The sequence below is a fragment of the Acinetobacter sp. CIP 64.2 genome (genome assembly GCF_000369645.1).
Taxonomy (GTDB): Bacteria; Pseudomonadota; Gammaproteobacteria; order Pseudomonadales; family Moraxellaceae; genus Acinetobacter.
Genome location: NZ_KB850122.1, coordinates 357911 through 378187 on the forward strand (window position 1 = coordinate 357911; position 20277 = coordinate 378187).

Consider the following 20277-nt stretch of genomic DNA (forward strand, 5'->3'; position numbering starts at 1 on the left):
CGATATGAAAACTATTTCTCAGCAATTACCCGATTATTTTGAATACCACGAAGATGGAACACAGTACTACTTACGCCAAGTGCAATATCCACAAGATATTCCTTTGCTGCATCAGTGGATGCATGAGCCGCATGTTATTCCACAATGGCAATTAAATAAATCAGAGTTAGATCTACAGGTTTACTTCGACAAAATGCTGGCAGATGACCATCAACGTTTATTGATTGTGGGGGTAGATGGCAAAGATGTGGGCTATACCGAGATTTATGAAGGTAAGCGTGATCGTTTAGGTCGTTATTACGACGGTGATGACAATGATCTCGGCTGGCATTTGCTATTTGGTGATAAATCCGTATTTGGTAAAGGTTTCTTACGCCCAACCATTCGTTTACTGAGTTTTTATATTTTTGAACATTCGCAAGCGAAAAAAATCGTGGGTGAACCAGATCATACGGTTAAGCCTTATGCCGCAGTTGTTGCAGAGCTTTGCTATGAAAGCCAGCGTTTAATTCCGATGCCAGAAAAAACGGCGATGTTGTATTACTGCTTTAGAGAAACTTTTTATAACAAGTTTGGTGAATTTTACCAAACTTCACAACAACAGCTCGCTGATCAGCCAGCCAAAACCTTGAGTGTTACATGAGCTTATCCATCAATGAGGTACACATCTTGGACATGTGCTTTGCAGCGCATGTCTCAGTGACAGAATTTGAACAATGGTTAACGCATATTCAGCAATATTTCGAGCAAAAAAGAAGTTTTGTGCTGATTATGCAAACCGAACCAAACACTGAATTTCCCGAAGAATATCGCGAAATTCAGGGCAAGTGGTACAAGCAATATAAACAAGATTTTTACCAATATTGCTTAGGACTTGCCCGAATTGCCCAAGATGAAGCAGATCGCATTCGACTGGACACACCAGCTTTACAAAAAGCTTGGCATATTCCTTATTTTGTTAGTTTAGAAAAAACCGCTGCCATGCAATGGGCCATGCAGAGGTATTTATGAACCAACCATTAAAACATGATCAGGATTTTCCAATAAAAACAGTTTCAGCACTGAGTCTATCTGTTGTTGTTGTGCTCTATCTTGCACATGCGTTACCACTATATTTTTACAATGTCGCCTTACCTGCGATTTTACGCCATCAGGGCGTCGATTTACGCTGGATTGGGATGTTGTCGCTACTGTATATCCCGTGGGCATTTAAGTTTTTTTGGGCACCGTTAATTGATCGCTTTTATTTTAAAGCGCTGGGTAAACGTAAAACTTGGCTTTTATTCACCCAGATCGCCTTGGTCTTGGGTGTCGTTGCCTTGGCTTTGACGCAATTTGATTATGGTCTAAGTATCTTTGTCATTGTCGGTTTATGGATTTCAACCTTTGCTGCAACCCAGGATATTGCGATTGATGGCTATACCGTTGAAACCTTCTCCGAGTCCGAATACCGATTAGGCAGTATGGCGCAAAGTATTGGTGTGGCGCTCGGCAGTATGATTGGTGGGGCTGCAACTTTATGGCTATATCAATTATATGGTTGGCAAACCGCACTGATGTGTTTAGCTGCGATGACGGCATTGACCATGATTGCAATTTTTCTAATCAAAGAAAATTCAAATACAGAAAAAATTGCCAAGCAGCCACCGAGTCTGATCCGAGCATTTAAACGTCCAGAAATATTATGGGCTTTGGCGTTGATTGTGTGTTATCGCATTGTCGAAGCGCCTGCAATGGCCATGCTAAACCCGATGTTGATCGATCAAAAATGGTCTTTGGCAGAGATTGGTGTATTGATGTCTGTGATTGGTGCGGGCATTGGTTTATTGGCCGCAGTGACAGCCGCTTTCCTATTAAAAAAAATAGCAGCAACACAATTACTGATTTGGGCTGGTTGGGCACGCAGTCTGGTTTATGCCTTACTTGGCCTAGCCGTTTTACTCAGCTGGTTTAACCAGTGGCATATGTTATTGGGACTATTCGTTGTCGTTATTCTGGCAATCCGCTATATCGCCATGACAGCTTTATACGCCCATTTCATGCATACCAGCTCCAAAGAACAGGCAGGAACCGATTTTACCATTTTGGTCTGTTTTGAGCTGCTGGTTTATTTCATTGGTGGTGCAATGTCAGGCTTCTTGGCCAAAGCTTTTGGCTATGGAAATTTTTATCTCATTTTAGCGGCAGCATCTGTCTTGAGCGTCTTGCTCAGCCAAGTGTTAATCCACAAAGCAAAACAAACGGAACAACTCACCTAGGGGAAATCTATGAAAGTACGTTCACTTTCGACATCATTAACACTGCTCAGCTTAGCTATCAGCACACAATTGTATGCAGAGACGGTTGAAGCAGATGCCACTGTTCAAACCACTGCTGCAGTTACAAGTCAAAAACCAGCACAACTTGCACCCATCGTAGTGACCGCATCGCGTTCAGCACAAAGTATTGCTGAAATTGCAGGAACAGTTCAGGCCATTGAGCAAAAACAGATTGAACAACAATCAGCTGCGGGACGTAAATTGGCTGATATTTTGGCTCAATTGGTGCCTTCTCTAAGTCCAAGCAGTGGTACAACTACTAATTATGGGCAAACCATGCGTGGTCGTCAGGTTCTCATTTTGATTGATGGGGTCGCGCAAACTGGATCTCGTGATGCCTCACGTCAATTAAATAGTATTAGCCCTGATTCAATTGAGCGTGTCGAGGTTGTTTCTGGTGCGAGCAGTATTTATGGTTCTGGTGCAACGGGTGGGATCATCAATATCATTACTAAAAAGGGTTCTGGTGAAGGCTTAAACTTTGAATCAAAACTTGGTGTGACTTCTGGTGATAATTTTAAAAGTGATGCTTTGGCCTATGAAGCATACCAATCCGTTGCTTTCAAACAAGGTGACTGGAATGGTTTTCTGGGTGCAGGCTATACCAAACGTGGTGAGATTCAAGACAGTCACGGTGATCGAATTGGGCCAGAAGTTGCACAAACCGACCGACAAGATACGGAAACCGTTGATATCAATGGACGTTTAAGCTGGCAGTTTACAGATAAGCAGAAGTTAAGCGTTGGGGCACAATATTATGACGATAAACAAGACTCGGATTACGGTCCTGATTATGGCCCTAATTTTGCAGTTTTAAGAGGGAATCCGCCAAGCTTAAAAGCATTGAAAGGGTTTGAAATTGATGATCAGCCATTTACCAAGCGCTATGCTGTCAATGCCCAGTATCAAAATACCGACTTATTAGGTCAAGAGCTGAATGTTGAAGCCTATTACCGTAACGAAAAGGCCCGATTTTATCCAACCATACTTAGTAACTTTATCCCAGCAGGGTACTACTTAGCTTATCAATCAGAGTCTGATATTGATGTTGCTGGTGTACGAGCTGCGATGACATCAAAGCTTAATCTTGCAGATCGTGATTTAAAACTGACTTATGGTGTTGATTATGATCATGAAAAAGATAAGCAAGTAGCTGACTTATATAGTTTTACCGACAATGGATTGAAATATAAGAATACTGGCCGTAGTTATGATTTTGGCCCCGATGCGACCATTAAAAATTTAGGTGCATTTATTCAAGGGAACTATGATTTAACAGATGCATTAAATGTACAGGCAGGTTTGCGTTATCAACGCATTGAAAGCGATACCACAGCATTTAAACCAACGGTTTCGGCCATTCAAGGGGATATCACCGGCCAACCCGTCGGTACAGTCGCAGCGGGCTCTGTAAAACATGATAAGACACTGTTTAATTTGGGGGCAGTGTATAAATTAAATGATCAACAACAAGTGTTTGCTAATTTCTCGCAAGGTTTTAGTTTGCCTGATATTCAACGTGTATTACGTGATGTTTCAGCAGGTTATGTCGTTCGCTCAGGTAATGTCGATCCAATTACGGTCAACAACTATGAACTTGGTTGGAGATTCCAAAACGACCTTGGCGCAAATTTAGGTTTAACCACTTTCTATAATACATCTGATAAAGTGGTTCAATTTAAAGCAGATCGCTCAGTCACGGTTGCAGATACAGATCAACGAATTTACGGCGTTGAAGCGAATGCAAGTATGCCTGTTTTAGATCAGTTTAGTGTTGGTGGAACACTGGCATATACTCGTGGGCAATTCAAGGATGCGGGTGGTTCTTGGCGTGAACTGAATGCCTTACAAGTTTCACCAGTCAAAGGTACATTGTTTGGTGAATGGAATGATGATAAAGGCAATGGTCTAAGAGTGCAGATGTTGGCGGTGAAGGGAACGGATAAAGCATATGAAGATTCTCTAAAGGCAAAATATGATACCAACGTCCGACCAAATGCTGCTACGAAGATCAAAGGTTATGCCGTTATGGATGTGATTGCCAATGCGAAAGCAGGTCCCGGAACGGTGGGCTTTGGTGTCTATAATGTTTGGAATACGGAATATAAAACTGTATTTAGCCAAGCAGCTGAGGCGGTTTATGGGCCAATCTCTAGCCTGCCTGCACAAGGCCGTACTTATGGTTTGAGCTACACCCTCAAATATTAATCTAATCAAAAAGGCATCTGTTTAGATGCCTTTTCTTTTGATGATTTGCATGATGAACAATAATTTAAAATTTTTAGTACTGGCTGCTTTGATCAATGGCACCTGTTTTTCCATGATTCTCCCATTACTCGCACCTTTGACACGCCAGCTCCATTTATCTGAATTTCAGGGTGGTGTGATTGTTTCAGCAGGGGCAATCTGTATGGCGATTGCCTCAATCTGGATTGCGAAAAAGAAAGGTCAGCTATCTCCCAACCAGCTCGTTAATTATGGTTTTTGGGGAATGACCTTTACTTGGGCTATTTTCAGCTTGATTCTGTATTTGGGAACACGAGCGTTTTTACCGACATTACTGATTTTTATTTTGCTGGTACTGAGTCGTGCTTCTACAGGCATTTTTATGGCTTTGCCACAAATTGGTCTGCAAAGTTATGTGATGACGCATGCAGCAGAAGCGGATGATCGTAGTAAGCAGATGGCAATGTTTGGTGCAATGAATAGTTTTGGCATGATTGTTGGGCCATTTGCGACGTCAGTCTTATTATTCGGCGGTCTACTTTTTCCGATGTGGATTGCCGTGGGATTACTGGGTTTAGTCAGTATTGCGCTCAGTATCCTGTTTGGCAAAACTGCACAAATTCAGTCTGATATTTCTCAGCTTAAACAAGAAGAGAATAACACTTTAGAGCAGGAGCCAATTCTCAAGCAAAGCTTGATTTGGCTAGCCTTAGGTTTTGTGACTTATGTTGCGATCGTGACCTTAAACATGACAGCAGGTTTTTACATTCAGGATAAATTTTATCTCAGTAGCCAGCAGAGCGCAGTGTATTTCTCTCAATGCATGCTGGTGGTTGGCGTTTGTCTGTTACTCACTCAACTTTTAATCGTGAAAGTGTTGCAGCTTAAATTAAATAGCTTAGTGATTATTGGCTTAGTCACCATGTGTTTTGGCTTATCACTTTCATTGTATGCACCTACAATTTGGGTATTTCAGGCCAGCTATATTTTTTATGGCGTTTCAGTCGCATGTTTATTACCTGCATTTACTACGGGTGCTGCTCAAGCAGTTTCACAACAGTCGCAGGTTAAAATGGCAAGTTTCTGTACTGCGACACAAGCATTGGGTTTAATTGTGGGTCCTTTACTCAGTACTTTTTTATATCGTTTTAGCAGCCATTTTCCATTCTATTTATTGCTGTTTTTAACCCTGTTAATTGGGCTGTATTTTAGCTGGATACTGATTCGAAAAGAAGGTGAGGCAGCGCTATTACTGGATGAATAAAGCTGAGTTTTTGGTTAAAAAAGACTCATCTTTTTTATGGTAATGCAAGTATTCAGACTATTTCAGTCGAATATTGTCTAGAAACATGGCTTTGTTGTTTATTTTTTGATCAAATTTATTTCATTTATTGAAGATTTGAATTTTAGCGTCACTTTTTATGTACCCTATAAAACGTCATAACAAGATAGATAAAAGGAGTAAAGATGCTTATTTTTCATGATTATCCTGTTCAAGGCGCACTTTTTGACATGGATGGAACAATGTTTGATACCGAGCGCTTACGCTTCCAGACATTGAAACAGGCATCAAAAGAGCTGATTGGACAGGAATTTTCAGATGAATATTTGATGCAGTGTCTAGGGCTCAGTGCGAAAGCATCTGAGCAGCTGGCACAAAAGTTTTATGGTGCAGATGTTCCTTATGGTGCGATTCGCAAACGTGCAGATGAAGTGGAACTAGAATTTGTGCGTAACAATGGTGTACCAATTAAAAAAGGATTGATTCAGGTCTTAGAACGCCTAAGAAAATCAGGCTTAAAAATGGCAGTCGCGACCTCAAGCCGTCGAGCAATTGCCGAAGAATATCTCATTAATGCGAATGTTTATAAATTTTTTGATCTTTTGGTCTGTGGGGATGAAGTTGAAAAGGGCAAACCGCATCCAGAAATCTTTTTAAAAGCCGCACAAAAACTAAACCTACAACCGCAGCAATGTTTAATGTTTGAAGACTCGGAGAATGGTATTTGTTCAGCCTATGATGCAGGCGGAATCACGATTTTATTTAAAGACATTAAAGAACCTAACGATCATATGCTCTCTAAAGCAAATTTCTATTATCCCGACATGTATGACTGTCTGAATGCTTTAGACCAATATATTCCTGAAATGGGCATGCCACAGTTACAAGAGCTATTTCCGCAGAGTTCCAATCAATTGACCGTCGGCATTCATGGTTTTGGTGCCATTGGTGGCGGTTATGTGGCTCAGATATTGTCCTATTGGGATGGTTATACGCGACCAAAACGTATTTTAGCCTCAACCCGAAATCGTCTATACCTAGAGTCCGTGAATAGTTTTGGTCGCTACAGTATTCGATATGGTCAGTCTTCTTATGATGAGCGTATTGATAATCTCACAGTGATTGATGCTGATAATGAACAGCAGATGCTAGAAATGTATATGCAATCTAGTCTGATTGCACTTTGCTTACCTGAACAGGCAATTGCGTCTGAGGCCAAAACCATTGCCAAGGGGCTACTGGCTCGTTTTATGTCAGCAGATGTACAAAATAATGAGCCGATTACTTTTTTGATTATTTTAAATAAAGTCTGCGCAAAATATTTGGTCTTGAAACATATCCGTGAAGCCTTACTGACCATGACGGATGAGGATATTGCCGAACATATTTTAAGTGAGCATTATTTTTGCGATACCGTGGTCAATCGAATGGTATCCAAACTTAGTGATCAAGCCTTATATCGCCAGCTCAATATCAAGCATAACCTGTTTAAGCAATATCAAAATGAGCTGAATCCTGAAGCGATTGAGTTGTCAGATGAGACTGCGCTGACTGAACAGCAGGAACAGCAGATCACACATTGTTTAGATGATATGCGTGGGCAGTTTCAAACAGGGCAATTCCTACAGAATATGGATCTCATCCTGTTCCATAGTGAAACGGATATGCCGATTTATGTGGAGAATCGTAGTCCCTTACTGAGTAAAATGCGCCAAATGATTTTAGTTGATCAGATTTCCGAGATTCAAATCATTAAGAATCGCTTATGGAATGGCTGTCATGCCATGCTGGCGTGGTATGCCAGTGCACTTGGACATGACACCATTGGTATTGCCATGGCGGATCCAAAGATCATGAAATATGCTGAACAGGTGGTCAACGAAGTTAAATTGGGCCTAGCCAATATGATTCCCAACCAAGCCAAAGAACTGGATCGTATGGCGGAAAGTTTCCTGCATTCTTGTCGATCTGCCTATAAAGATCCCTGTGAGCGCGTGGCTCGTGATCCACTCAGAAAACTCAATCTAAGCGAGCGGGTGTTAGGCAGTTTAGAAGGCCATGTGCAACAACAGCTTCCTTATCAAAAGTTAATGCAAGGCGCAATTTATGGTTATGTCTATGCCTTGAAAATGCTTGAGTTGGACGAAATTAAAATCGTAAAGCATGTACAGACCAATATTGAACATATGGATATTACTGAAAACCAGAAGAAAGCCTTATTAAATCAACTCTATCAAGGGATTCAGGCAGAACTAAATCATGAAGCATTCTTGTCACAGTTAGATGAACTGAAACTTCAGACAGCTTAAATGCCCGTGATTGGGGAAGATATCTTAACTTCTAAACAGGTTTATGTTTGAATAACACAACTTTCAACAGAATGCTGAAGTTGTGTTATTACAAACAGAGACGCAATTGATTGCAACCGAACAGCGTGATTATCCTGAATGGCATGTGGGGCGCTCGGACTATGGGGTGTGGTATATCGAGATTGCTCAGCCAGAACTGATTCAATATTTAGATGAAATCCAGGCACAATTTTCAGACTTGCTGCTTCCGAAACAACAACGTCAATATCACATCACCCTATTTGTTTGTGGTTTCTTGCAACCTTCTGCTCAGCAGTACGATGATGATTTTCAGATTCAGCAGTTAGAGCAACAGATCAAAATGCTTAAAGCATTACAGCTGACAACTTTTGAGCTGGAAATTAGACAGATAGATAGCTTTAGCAGTGCTTTATTTTTGCATATCAAAGACCAAGATCATGTACTGGCTCAGCTTCGCCAACAATTTGTTCAAGTGACGAATGAGGTTGCCGCACTTGAATATTGTCCGCATATTACTTTAGGTCTGTATCGTGAAGCTTGGCTCAGTAATATTGTACTGGAGCGGATACAACAACTTTCAATAAAAAATATAAAGTTTCAGGTCGAAAAAATAACTTTCGGTTATTATAAAGCTCAGATTTTACAAGGATTACTGTATCCTTATCATCAAATTGAACTAGGTTAGATATGTTGCAACTGATTTTAGGCGGAGCACGCTCAGGTAAAAGCCGTTTGGCAGAACAAATTGCCAAAGATACAGGTTTATCGGTGATTTACATTGCAACGGCGCAAGCCTTAGATGCAGAAATGCAGCAGCGTATTGCACATCATCAACAGCAACGCCCAGCACATTGGCAGGTACTTGAAGAACCGATTTATCTGGCAGATCAACTCTTGCAATGCGATCAAGCCAATCAGCTGATTTTAGTTGATTGCCTGACTTTATGGCTGAGTAATTTATTATTGGCTGAAGACCCAGCTTTTCAGTCACAACAGATGCAAAAATTATTCGAAGTACTACCACAACTAAAATCTCAAATTATTCTGGTCAGCAATGAAACTGGGCTGGGAGTGGTACCAATGGGAGAAATTAGCCGTCGTTTTGTCGATGAAGCAGGGCGTTTGCATCAGACTCTGGGGCAACTTGCCGATAAAGTCGTGTTTTGTGTAGCAGGCTTTCCAATGATTTTAAAAGATGAGAAATAACATGACTGAACAAGCGCCATGGTTTTTAGCCCTAGTACAGCAACCCGATTTAGATGCGAAACAACAAGCTGAACAACGACAACTTCAATTGACCAAACCAACTGGTGCTTTGGGCCAACTTGAACAACTTGCAATACAGTTGGCCAGCTTACAAGGCACGCTCCATCCACAGATTCAGCAGCCTTGGATCACAATTTTTGCAGGCGATCACGGCGTTGTAGCCGAAAATATTTCGGCTTATCCGCAGGCCGTGACCCGTCAAATGCTGCAAAATTTTGCTTCAGGCGGTGCAGCGATCAGTGTGATTGCCAAACATCATCATGCACATTTACAAGTGGTGGATTGCGGTACAGTGGGTGAAGCCTATGATTATGTTGGGGTTGAGCGGCATTGCATTCGTGCAGGTACCGCTAATTTTGCTCAACAAGTCGCAATGACGGAACAGGAATGCTTAGCGGCTTTACAACTGGGTAAAGACTGCGTTGATCGTGCTAAAGCACAAGCTGCTGATATTTTTATTGCAGGGGAAATGGGGATAGGAAATACCTGTTCAGCTTCAGCACTGGCCTGTTTGTTGTTGCATGAAGGTGCTGCACAACTGACGGGTGTGGGGACAGGAATTAATAACCAACAACTACAACATAAGATCGCTGTCATTGATCAAGCCGTGAAGCTGCATCAACAGAATGTGGCGGATGACGCTTTAAAAATTCTGGCAGCTGTTGGCGGTCTAGAAATTGCGGCAATGACAGGTGCTTATATTCGCTGTGCACAAATCGGTTTGCCGATTGTGGTAGATGGCTTTATTAGCTCGGTTGCAGCCTTGTGTGCAGTACGTATGCAACCACAAAGCTATGCATGGATGCTGTTTGGACATCAATCAGCTGAGTATGGACATCAACGTGTCTTAAATGCATTGGATGCACAACCTATTTTAAATATGAATTTGCGTTTGGGTGAAGGTAGTGGTGCAGGAGCTGCACTGTCTATGTTGCAACTGGCTTGTGTGCTGCATAATCAAATGGCAACCTTTGCCGAAGCTGCGGTTACGGGTGATAAAGTTGCACCTTGATTTACTGCGGCATGGGGAAACGACACTCAGCCATACCTTACGTGGACATTTGGATGATGTACTTACTGAACAAGGTTGGTTGCAAATGCAATCCACCATTGAGCAGCATCTTGCTGCTCAAGTACAATGGGATGTAATCATCAGTTCGCCATTACAACGCTGCCAAAAATTTGCGGCAGCACTGGCGAAACAACTTGAATTACCTTTGCTGCTCAATGCAGAAATTAAGGAAATGTATTTTGGCGATTGGGAAGGTATTGCCACGCAAACCATTTATGAAACAGAGCCTGAGTTATTGGCAAATTTCTGGCAATTTCCAACCCGATATCAAGCACCCAATGGGGAGTCACTGAATCAATTTCAGCAGCGCGTTATGCATGGTTTTGATGATATTTACATGCAAATGCAGCAGCATCATTGGAACAGGGCTTTGGTGGTGACACACGGTGGTGTAATTAAATTACTCACTTGTTTGGCACGTCATCATAAGTTAGATGATCTATTAACCATGCCCGCAGAGTTAGGTAAGCTATATTCTTTAAACTTAACTCAAATTGAAAATAAAATTCATTTTTCTGAAAAAATAGCAACTTAGCAGCGATAAAATCTTATTCTATTTCCAGTATTTGCTTTGGTCTTGTAATCGAACTGTCATTGCCACTGCCTATGATACAGGGCATTTCTTAACCTATAAGCAAATCATTCATGAATATATTATTAAAAAGCAGTGTGTTATGCGCAAGCATTGTATTGGCGGCATGTAATAACGACGATCACGTAGAATCGCAAAATCCGCCAGAAACGAATACTGCATCAAAATATTATCAGACTAAAACTCCATACCAACCGCAACAAGATCTAAAAAAATATGAAGCCATTCCGCAAGGGTTTCAGCCAGTATTTACTGAACTGGTTGCCCGTCATGGTTCTCGCGGCTTATCCAGCATCAAATATGATTTAGCACTGTATAACCTGTGGAAACAGGCCAAAGCTGAAAATGCGCTCACACCTTTAGGCGAAAAGCTGGGGGCAGATTTGGAAAGCATGATGAAGGCTAATATTCTTCTCGGTTATGGTGTAGATGGCATCCGTCAGTTTGGCTATGGTAATGAAAGCATGCAAGGTATTCAGGAGCATCGCGGTATTGCCGATCGTTTATTGCAACGGCTTCCAACTTTGTTCCAAACTGCAGCCCAGCAATCATCATCAATTTTAGTACAAAGCTCGGGTGTAGACCGTGCTGTAGATAGCGCCAAGTTTTTTACTGCTGAATTGCTCCAACAGCAGCCACAATTAAAGACACATATCATCCCAGTCTCCTACACCAGCTTAGCCAGTAGCAGTGTACCATCAATTGAAGATGGTGGCGTTGATCGTTTTAAACTCTATTTTCATAGTTTGAACAAAGAGCAAGATCTAGTACAACCTTTATCGGCGCAACAACAGGCGATTTACGATGCCAGTCAAGCCTATCAGCATTTTGAAGAAGATGATGCAGATTTGGTCAATAAACTCAATGAGCTTGTGAAAAATAACCGTGCTGAACAGGTGGCAATGAGCGTGTTGAATCCACTTTTTAAGTCTGAATTTATTAAAAAATTGGGAACAACGGGATATGTATTTAGCAATACCGGCTCTTATAGCGTCACGTCACCTAAAGGTGAAACCATCACTGAAAAAGGTAAGGGAAAAAATAGTATTGCCAGTGCTGTGGATGCAGCGGCCTATATCTATGAGTTGTATTCGATTTCAGGCGGCATGAAAACTGAACTGAAAGGGACTGATTTTGATCAGTATATGCCTGTAGATGCAGCAAAGTTCTATGCTGAATTTAACGATGCCAATGATTTTTACACTAAAGGTCCAAGTTTTACCGAATCGAAGAATGTCACCAGTGCAATTGCCCAAGGTTTAAAACAGGACTTATTTAAACAGGTCGATGCGATTGTGGATAAACAGCAAACTCATCGTGCAGTATTACGTTTTGCCCATGCTGAAATCATTATTCCTTTGGCGACCAGTTTAGAGTTGCATAACATGATGCAGCCGTTACCGTTACGTCAAACTTATAGTTATAACACCAGTGCTTGGCGTGGTGAGACGGTGTCACCAATGGCAGCAAATCTACAGTGGGATATCTATCAAGACAAGCAAGGCACAACGTTGGTTAAGATGTTCTATAACGAGAAAGAAACTTTATTTAAACCGAGTTGTAACTACGCACGTTATAGCAATAACAGTTTTTATTATGATTATTTGAAGCTTAAACAATGTTATCAAATTCAATAATCTAAGATATTCGACCTTTTCATTTGGGAATAGCTTGCTATTCCCAATTTTATTTCTTCATAATCCATGCACGATGAACCTGATGTGATTGAGAGGTTGCATGACACCTTTTTGGATTGCCTTGCAGTTTTTGACCGTTTTACCGATTGAGCTCAAAACAATGCCAAGTGCCAAGCAGAATGGTCAGGCATTATTATTTTATCCTTTGGTTGGCTTGTTGCTTGGAATGATTTTATTTGCCTCAGCAATGTTATTGATAAAGCTTCCGATCATCTTGAGTGCAGCGTTGATCCTTGTACTCTGGATTTGGCTGACGGGTGGATTACATTTCGATGGTTTAGCGGATAGTGCAGATGCGTGGGTGGGTGGATTTGGTGATCCTGAACGAACCCTGAAAATCATGAAAGACCCTGCTTGTGGTCCAATCGGCGTGCTGAGTTTAGTCGTAGTCTGCTTGCTGAAATTTGTGGCCTTATATGTTTTGCTCGAACAACAAATGGCTGCCTTTTTAATTGTCTTGCCTATGCTGGGGCGCAATGTGCCACTGTTTTTATTCCTCACTACACCTTATGTGCGTGCTCAAGGCTTAGGGCGTTCTATGACTGATTTTATGCCAAATAAGCAACTTTGGATGGTTTTTGTCATTACAATTTCATTGCTTTGTATATTTAAATGGGTGGGTTTAGTTGCACTATTGGTTTTTTTACTGATGCTTTTCTATCTGCGTTCTGTATTTATTAAACGTATTGGCGGGATTACTGGCGATACTGTAGGCGCAGCAATTGAGCTGACTGAAACGGGTGTGATTCTCAGTGTTGTGATTGCTTCATTCTATATCATTTAAAAAAATTAATCGCTTGAGGTGACGTGATCCTGCTAAAAAAGAAGGATCACTCTCATGATGTTAGCGCTTACGTAGTTGAACCAAGAAACCAAGTACAGAAAGTACAGCAACCAATCCGGCAATCGTACCTAGAATGATATCTCGAAGTGTTTTATCTATTGGCAACCATGTCCATTTGTGCAAATAAGCAAAGCTAAATCCTTCTAAAGCATCTTGTTGGGTAACTTGTGCTGCAATCATGCCACTGCTAGGCTCAATATACAGTCTGAGTTGATTCTCTAACTGCGTCTCAACTTTGATCACGGGTAGGCGTTTGTTGATAAAACCATATTCTCCTCCAAAGCTGGTCACCCATGAAGCGTGTTGCACTTGCTCAGGCTGTAATCCTAAATAGCTTGCAGCCAATAGTTTGCTTTGTTCAAGAATATCAAGTGCCTTAGTATTATTGGCATCAACAAATTGAATGTTAGGTGCCGCTGTTTTGCTAGGGTGATGATTGTGCTCCTTCCTTGCTGCTGTCATGCTTCCTTGTAGTGGTGTTTGTCCAATGGCTTGAATCATCCATGCTGCATGGCTATGTGTTTCGCTAAAGGATGTTGGAACAAGATCCAGCCGTTGAATGGGGTGTGTCGTGACCTGCTGCCATGCTTGAGTAGTTAAATCAGTAGTATGAAAAACAGGTTGAATGTTTTTAATATCAGGTTTTTTCTGCCAAAGATGATAGAAACCACTCATCACCCAAAGCAGAATAAACACGCTTAGACTGATGCCTAAATAGCGGTGTAGAAAACGAGTTGGCTTATGCCCTAAGCGGTGATTGCGTCGATTGTGAATTTTAAAAAATAAGCCAATGCCCATAAAAGTCATGCACAGTATGCCAATCAAAGCCAGCTGCATGAGAATAGTCTGACCTGTCCAAGCTTGATCACCCCATGTCCAGGTATGACCTAAGCGGAAGATTTTTGCCATCCACATCTTTTGATCATTGGAGAGTGTGGCCAATCGGGCTTGTGAAGGATCAACATAGGCACGTAAACCATTTTGAAAATCAACACGCCAAACAGGCAGTAAACGATTGACACTCGGATAATCATCACTGAATGTGGTGATGATTTGGCTGGATACAATGTCCTGTCGCGATAAGCCTGTATACCAAAGTGCTAAACGTTGGGCATCTTGTTGTTCTGCATCAATCAGCAATTGACCTGTCTGACTATCATAATATTCAGCAATATTTTGATTGGGTTGTAAGACGCGATAAGCAAAATGCTGAGGCTTTAATTCAATCACCTGTAGTGCTGAAAATTGTGCTATCTGATGTTGTTTTAAAACATCCGTTGCCGCTAATGCATGTGTTAAATCCAATTGTTGAGATGGGGGCATTCGTTTTACAGGTTGAGGTTGTGTTGCACTCATGATTGGATGCAACACACCTGTTAAAGACCAAAGCAAAACGAGAATACCGAACACCATCCCAAAATTACGGTGTAATGACAGTAGTTTTTTCAGTAGTCTGGCATTCATGGCTTATTTCCCAAAGTGGTAGCTTAAGCCTAATAAATAGGTGCGTGGTGCAGCAGGTGTATAGCTGGCCTGATTATTACTAAACGAAGTACTTTCTGCATAATGCTTATCTGTGGCATTCAGGATTTGCCCAAAGATTTCATAGGCATTTTTACGGTAGTTGGCCCGTAGATTCAGCAAAGTATGACCATCATACTTTTCCGTGTTAGCATCATTAATCCAGTAAGAGCCGACATAAACGGCTTCCGCAGAAAGTAATAGTTCAGGTATGGGCTTGATCTGGTATTCAAGCGTACCAAATGTTTTAGGTGCACTTGGCATGGTGTTGCCGCTGTAATCTAAAACGCTGGAAGGTTGAAACTGTTTATATTCATGTTTGGCAACACTGCCTGAAAGTTTTAAGCGCTGATCATAAAGTTCACTGAGCTTCCAAGTTCCCCCAATTTCAATGCCTTGATGTAAGGTTTTACCTGTATTGCGTGGCTCACGGGTATTATCTGGCTTGGTATAGCTCATCACTTCATCTTCACCTGCTAAACGATATACAGTGATTTCACCATCTAAGCGATCATCCAATAATTTGAAGCGTAAACCCGCATCAATATTCTCAAATGTTGCTTCTTTTAAATTTGGTGTCACCAGATTCGCACCATATAAACTGCTGACTTCGGGTGGGACAAACCCCTGTGACCAATTGCTATACAGGTCAATTGCTGGTGTCATGTTCCAGACAAAACCGACTTGAGGGCTGGCTTTGTGGAAATTGCGCTTTTCATCTGGCGCACCTGTAATTTTTGAAGGCGTTAATTTATTTTCATAGTCATAACCAATCCAGTCATAACGTGCACCACCGACTAAATTTAAAGTCGGTAAAACTTGCCAATTGGCTTGCGCATAGACGGCCTGATTATTCACGTCAACATTAAAATCTCGTAGGCGTTGGCGTTGTTGATAACCGGTATAGACCAAAGTGTTCGGATCACGGAAAACTTGAATATCATTGGTTTTGGTTTGGTTGGGAGAGTGTTCAGCCATTGCACCCACAATCAGTTTGACTTGATCAAAACTAATCGCGTGTTGAGCATTTAAACCATAAGACTGAAAGGCATTATAGGTAGTTTGCCCACTATAAGTGCCTGTCGGTTTGCCATTTTGGATATCGGTACGAATGTTATAACTTGGATTTTGCTCGGTGGTATTATCACGATAATATAAAGTGACTTGGCTTTGTTGCTGATCATTCCACTGGTGGCTAATTTGAGAAGAAAGCCGGGTGGCATCGACTTCACGATAGGTAAATGTTTGGTAGCTATATCCTGGGCGTTTACGATAATCCTCCAGATTTAAGCTACCGGTCATATCTGCTTTTAAATGATTATAACTGACAATATTTTTGATTTGTGTGGCATCAGAGATGCGCCAATCGTGTCTGAGCGTTATGCTTTGTTTATTGCTTTCAGCATGGTCTTGCCAGCTATCACCACGGTCACTGGCATAGGCTGAGAACCTTAAACCATGTTCACCAAATTCGCTGTCAAAGGTATTTGAAGCACCGATATCGACACGGCGATATCCCTCAGAACTGGCACTGATGCCTAGATCGGCCGTTGGTGTTGAACTTGGTGCTTTGGTCAGGAAATTAATGGTTCCACCAATCGCATTACTTCCATATAGGCTACTGGCAGGGCCCCTTAAAATTTCGATACTATCAATACCTGCCAAATTCACTTCATATAAGGCATTGTGGTTAAACACACCCACGGGACGAATTGAAATCCCATCTTCTAAATATTGATAAACAGCAGCTGTGGTCATCGGTTGGCGAATCGACATCATATGCTGTTCATTGCCCAAATCATTCATCAACACACCTGGTGTTTGATTAATGATTTGTCCAATAAAGGTTGCATGTTTATCTTCAATGTCCTTGTTGCTAATTTTACTGATCGCAGCAGGGGTATTATTAATCGATTCACCTTCACGACTTGCGGTGACTACAATCGTGGTTAAGGTTTTGGTTGCATCAGAAGGTACAGTTTCTGCAAAAACAACAGAGCTATAGCCAACAGACAGGCACGCAGCCGCAAGTACAGACAAACGGAATGGAGTATTCATTTTGAACTCAATAAAAAGCAATAAACGAGAACGCACCACCGTTATTTACGGGGTACGAAGTAAAATTTGCGTTTTATAAAGCGAGTGGCGGGGCTTGTTTGATTGGGAAAATATAGAAGATACGGGCGATGTGCAGATCTTCTGTCCACGTATGGCACAGGCAGCGAACGCGACTGAACCAAGCCAGTAGAAATATAATAATGAATGCAATGAGCGGGACGATTGCAGCAGCATCTAGACCATGGGAGCAGAGAGGACAATGTTTCATGATTTGGCTAGCCAGTGCATACACCTGTTGTGCATATTCACTGAGCTGAGCATGTTTAGCATGCTGTAGCTGCTGTCCGTGATGCATGTCATGCATGCTGTGTTGATGATGACCTGAATGCGTCTGAGACATCAACGGTGCATTTTGAATTTCAGTGACCTGGCAATGACTCGGCATTGCATAAAGTGCAGGTACGACGCCTGTATGAACCATCGTTGGTAAGAAGATATGCCAGAGCAAACACAGCAAAGTAACCGCGCCGAGACTGGCACGCCACTTAAGCAAATGTTGACGAAAACTGGACTTCATATCAGCGCTACGTCGTAGGAGAAATGTGGCAGCAGTATAATCAAAAAATGACTGCTAGATCAAAGTAAAATTAAGGTATTCAGACTGCTAAACTTAATATTTTTAGGCAGATCAACTTATCAAAAACAGTAAATCGTCATGATTGGATTATTCGGGCTTCTGATAGTGATTGTTTAGCAAGAATTAAAACTTTCTCTTATTATTAAGTGTATGAATCATATCAAAACTACAGTCCACATTGAGCAAAAAGCTATAAGCTGTATTATGCGTTTGTACGAGTTAATCGAATCGATAAATAAAAAACAGGCTCATAAGAGCCTGTTTTTTGAAAGATTGAATTAACGTGTTGGTAATACGTCTTTCAATGCTTCATGCATTTCTAATAATGCTTTTTCGGTAGTTTCCCAATCGATACAGCCATCCGTCACGGATTTACCATATTCAAGATCACTCAGGTTTGCAGGAATATCCTGACGACCACCTTTTAAGTGACTCTCAACCATGATGCCAACGATGGACTTGTTACCATCAAGAATTTGTTCAGTAATGTTTTTTAACACCAATGGTTGTAAGTATGGGTCTTTGTTTGAGTTGGCATGACTCGTATCAATCATGATCTTATTGCTGACTTTGGCTTTTGCCAAAGCGGCTTCAGCTTCTGCAACGGAAGTTGCATCATAGTTTGGTTTACCATTACCACCACGTAATACCACGTGCGCGTATGGGTTACCTTTGGTATTGATAATCGCAACTTGACCGTCTTCATTTAGACCTAAGAAGCTATGACCATGCTTTACCGATTGCATGGCATTGGTTGCAACGGTTAAGCCGCCATCGGTACCATTTTTGAAGCCAACAGGTGAAGATAAACCTGAAGACATTTCACGGTGGGTCTGGCTTTCAGTGGTACGTGCGCCAATTGCAGACCATGAAATCAAGTCTTGATAGTATTGTGGTGAGTTTGGATCCAGTGCTTCAGTTGCACATGGCAAACCTTTTTCATTCAAATCAATCAATAAACCACGACCAATATGTAAGCCTTTTTCAATATTGAAAGAGTCATTCATGTCTGGATCGTTGATTAAACCTTTCCAACCAACTGTAGTCCGTGGCTTTTCAAAATAAACACGCATTACCAGATATAAGGTATCTTTTACTTTTTCACTAAGAACCTTGAGGCGATCAGCATATTCATGAGCAGCTTTAGGATCGTGAATCGAACAAGGACCAATCACCACAAACAAGCGCTTGTCGTTGCCATCTAAAATATTACGTACAGTTGCACGTCCTTGTAATACAGTTTGAGACGCAGCTTTTGATAAAGGCAGGTCTGCTTTCAGCTCAGCTGGAGTAATCAAGGTTTGAATGCTTTTAATATTAACGTCGTCGATATCGGGCTGAGAAACTGTATTTGGCTGTAGAGTATTCATTGCTGTCACAAATTCAATCGGAAGAAAAGGTTATTTTGTCTGCGAATATAGCATGAAATGCCGATCGGTTAACTAGCGATAATTATAAATTATGCAGAAATAATCAGCATTTTAATGCTTAAACTGTTGTAGTTACATGCTTTGTTTGCTGAATGACCACGGCATGCTGCGTTTCAACTGGCTTTGGTTTAGCCTTGATAGGATTGAGCATAAAGTTGACACCGAGTGCAAATAAAGTGATGCCTAAAATTTTTCGAATCAGTCTTTCTGGCATACGTGAGCTAATAAGCGTACCCACAATAATTGCTGGAATTGAGCCAACGAGTAACCACATCAATAGGGTAAAGTCGACATTACCCGAAGACATATGGCTTAGACCGGCAACTGCCGTCAGCAATACCGCATGTACGACGTCTGAACCAATGATACGGATCATAGGAAGATTGGGGAACATAAGTACTAAGGCCATGATACCGAAAGCACCAGCACCCACAGAAGACAAGGTCACAAAGATGCCTAATACAATGCCCATAATCACAATGTAATGACGCTTATGCTGCAATGCATGCTGTTCGCTTTCCATATTGGCTTGTTCGCGGTTACGGAAACGGTCAAAGAACTTTTCAATTTGCGCACGAAATACAATTGAAATACCCGTCAAGGTCAGCATAAAGCCCAAGACCATGGTCAAAACAGCTTTATAATGGGTAGATTGACTTAGGTAATGTTCAAGCACCCAAGCAGTTGCAAAAGATGCAGGGATACTACCAAGCGCAAGCCATAAGACAATGGGCCAAACAATGTTCAGTTTTTTAGCATGAACAACTGAACCGCAGAATTTAGAAATAGAGGCGTAAAGTAAATCAGTACCAATAGCAATATGTGGTTCGATCTTAAACAGGCTAATCAGGATTGGGGTCATTAATGAACCACCGCCGACACCTGTAATACCTACACAGAAGCCAACCAATACCCCAGCCATAATAAATTCTATAGGACCAAACATCGACAATATGCCTAATTATGCAAAAATCAGCATATCTTATGCTTTTTTTAGATAACTC

General features: G+C 41.4%; 17 protein-coding genes. 12 read left to right on the forward strand and 5 right to left on the reverse strand.

The features are described from left to right. Nucleotides 1-4 precede the first annotated feature (4 nt). The 12 genes from acbD (at nt 5) to F895_RS09350 (ending at nt 13567) form a co-directional block, all read left to right on the forward strand. The gene (acbD, locus tag F895_RS09405; protein ID WP_005241381.1) at nt 5-643 is read left to right on the forward strand and encodes an acinetoferrin biosynthesis acetyltransferase AcbD; all 639 of its coding nucleotides are present in this window, start codon (nt 5-7) and stop codon (nt 641-643) included. Next, a complete protein-coding gene (locus F895_RS09400) occupies nt 640-1011 on the forward strand; it encodes a hypothetical protein (RefSeq protein WP_005241383.1) in 372 nt (123 codons plus the stop codon). Before acbD ends, F895_RS09400 begins: the two co-directional genes overlap by 4 nt. Next, nucleotides 1008-2258 (forward strand): MFS transporter, encoded by a 1251-nt coding sequence (locus F895_RS09395; protein WP_005241385.1) that lies wholly within the window; start codon nt 1008-1010, stop codon nt 2256-2258. Before F895_RS09400 ends, F895_RS09395 begins: the two co-directional genes overlap by 4 nt. A gap of 9 nt (nt 2259-2267) precedes the next feature. Further along, nucleotides 2268-4526, forward strand: coding sequence for a TonB-dependent receptor (locus F895_RS09390; RefSeq protein ID WP_005241387.1), 2259 nt, complete (start codon nt 2268-2270; stop codon nt 4524-4526). Between the two features lie 25 nt (nt 4527-4551). Further along, the gene (locus tag F895_RS09385) at nt 4552-5808 is read left to right on the forward strand and encodes an MFS transporter (protein WP_005241389.1); all 1257 of its coding nucleotides are present in this window, start codon (nt 4552-4554) and stop codon (nt 5806-5808) included. Nucleotides 5809-6011: 203 nt separating this feature from the next. Then, nucleotides 6012-8135, forward strand: a complete 2124-nt coding sequence (gene mtlD / locus F895_RS09380) for a bifunctional mannitol-1-phosphate dehydrogenase/phosphatase (RefSeq protein WP_005241391.1) — start codon at nt 6012-6014, stop codon at nt 8133-8135. An 82-nt stretch (nt 8136-8217) separates the two neighbouring features. After that, nucleotides 8218-8841, forward strand: coding sequence for a 2'-5' RNA ligase family protein (locus F895_RS09375; RefSeq protein ID WP_005241393.1), 624 nt, complete (start codon nt 8218-8220; stop codon nt 8839-8841). A gap of 2 nt (nt 8842-8843) precedes the next feature. Further along, nucleotides 8844-9362, forward strand: a complete 519-nt coding sequence (gene cobU / locus F895_RS09370) for a bifunctional adenosylcobinamide kinase/adenosylcobinamide-phosphate guanylyltransferase (protein WP_005241395.1) — start codon at nt 8844-8846, stop codon at nt 9360-9362. A 1-nt stretch (nt 9363) separates the two neighbouring features. Next, complete coding sequence (gene cobT / locus F895_RS09365) at nt 9364-10434, forward strand: nicotinate-nucleotide--dimethylbenzimidazole phosphoribosyltransferase (RefSeq protein WP_005241396.1); 1071 nt, start codon at nt 9364-9366, stop codon at nt 10432-10434. After that, entirely contained in the window at nt 10424-11029 is a 606-nt protein-coding gene (locus F895_RS09360) for a histidine phosphatase family protein (protein WP_010589745.1), read from the forward strand. The genes cobT and F895_RS09360 overlap by 11 nt, the downstream gene beginning before the upstream one ends. Before the next feature lie 110 nt (nt 11030-11139). Further along, entirely contained in the window at nt 11140-12723 is a 1584-nt protein-coding gene (locus F895_RS09355; protein WP_005241398.1) for a histidine-type phosphatase, read from the forward strand. A gap of 100 nt (nt 12724-12823) precedes the next feature. After that, nucleotides 12824-13567 (forward strand): adenosylcobinamide-GDP ribazoletransferase, encoded by a 744-nt coding sequence (locus F895_RS09350; RefSeq protein WP_005241399.1) that lies wholly within the window; start codon nt 12824-12826, stop codon nt 13565-13567. A gap of 60 nt (nt 13568-13627) precedes the next feature. On the opposite strand, the gene F895_RS09345 is transcribed toward F895_RS09350, so the two are convergent. The 5 genes from F895_RS09345 to F895_RS09325 form a co-directional block, all read right to left on the reverse strand. Then, entirely contained in the window at nt 13628-15091 is a 1464-nt protein-coding gene (locus tag F895_RS09345; protein ID WP_005241400.1) for a PepSY domain-containing protein, read from the reverse strand. Between the two features lie 3 nt (nt 15092-15094). After that, entirely contained in the window at nt 15095-17206 is a 2112-nt protein-coding gene (locus F895_RS09340; RefSeq protein ID WP_005241401.1) for a TonB-dependent receptor, read from the reverse strand. A 73-nt stretch (nt 17207-17279) separates the two neighbouring features. Then, the gene (locus F895_RS09335) at nt 17280-17783 is read right to left on the reverse strand and encodes a hypothetical protein (protein ID WP_005241402.1); all 504 of its coding nucleotides are present in this window, start codon (nt 17781-17783) and stop codon (nt 17280-17282) included. Nucleotides 17784-18121: 338 nt separating this feature from the next. Beyond that, nucleotides 18122-19213 carry a 3-deoxy-7-phosphoheptulonate synthase gene (locus F895_RS09330; RefSeq protein ID WP_005241405.1) on the reverse strand — a complete coding sequence of 364 codons (1092 nt, stop codon included), beginning with the start codon at nt 19211-19213 and terminating at the stop codon, nt 18122-18124. Nucleotides 19214-19331: 118 nt separating this feature from the next. Then, nucleotides 19332-20219 (reverse strand): sulfite exporter TauE/SafE family protein, encoded by an 888-nt coding sequence (locus F895_RS09325; RefSeq protein WP_005241407.1) that lies wholly within the window; start codon nt 20217-20219, stop codon nt 19332-19334. Between the last annotated feature and the right edge of the window lie 58 nt (nt 20220-20277).

Bases quoted from the DNA above. Each gene is read 5' to 3' on its own strand.
- cobT (WP_005241396.1), top strand. From the start codon at position 9,364: ATGACTGAACAAGCGCCATGGTTTTTAGCCCTAGTACAGCAACCCGAT.
- F895_RS09350 (WP_005241399.1), top strand. From the start codon at position 12,824: ATGACACCTTTTTGGATTGCCTTGCAGTTTTTGACCGTTTTACCGATT.
- F895_RS09400 (WP_005241383.1), top strand. From the start codon at position 640: ATGAGCTTATCCATCAATGAGGTACACATCTTGGACATGTGCTTTGCA.
- F895_RS09335 (WP_005241402.1), bottom strand. From the start codon at position 17,783: ATGAAGTCCAGTTTTCGTCAACATTTGCTTAAGTGGCGTGCCAGTCTC.
- F895_RS09345 (WP_005241400.1), bottom strand. From the start codon at position 15,091: ATGAATGCCAGACTACTGAAAAAACTACTGTCATTACACCGTAATTTT.
- F895_RS09325 (WP_005241407.1), bottom strand. From the start codon at position 20,219: ATGTTTGGTCCTATAGAATTTATTATGGCTGGGGTATTGGTTGGCTTC.
- acbD (WP_005241381.1), top strand. From the start codon at position 5: ATGAAAACTATTTCTCAGCAATTACCCGATTATTTTGAATACCACGAA.
- F895_RS09340 (WP_005241401.1), bottom strand. From the start codon at position 17,206: ATGAATACTCCATTCCGTTTGTCTGTACTTGCGGCTGCGTGCCTGTCT.
- mtlD (WP_005241391.1), top strand. From the start codon at position 6,012: ATGCTTATTTTTCATGATTATCCTGTTCAAGGCGCACTTTTTGACATG.
- F895_RS09390 (WP_005241387.1), top strand. From the start codon at position 2,268: ATGAAAGTACGTTCACTTTCGACATCATTAACACTGCTCAGCTTAGCT.
- F895_RS09355 (WP_005241398.1), top strand. From the start codon at position 11,140: ATGAATATATTATTAAAAAGCAGTGTGTTATGCGCAAGCATTGTATTG.
- F895_RS09330 (WP_005241405.1), bottom strand. From the start codon at position 19,213: ATGAATACTCTACAGCCAAATACAGTTTCTCAGCCCGATATCGACGAC.
- F895_RS09395 (WP_005241385.1), top strand. From the start codon at position 1,008: ATGAACCAACCATTAAAACATGATCAGGATTTTCCAATAAAAACAGTT.
- cobU (WP_005241395.1), top strand. From the start codon at position 8,844: ATGTTGCAACTGATTTTAGGCGGAGCACGCTCAGGTAAAAGCCGTTTG.
- F895_RS09385 (WP_005241389.1), top strand. From the start codon at position 4,552: ATGCCTTTTCTTTTGATGATTTGCATGATGAACAATAATTTAAAATTT.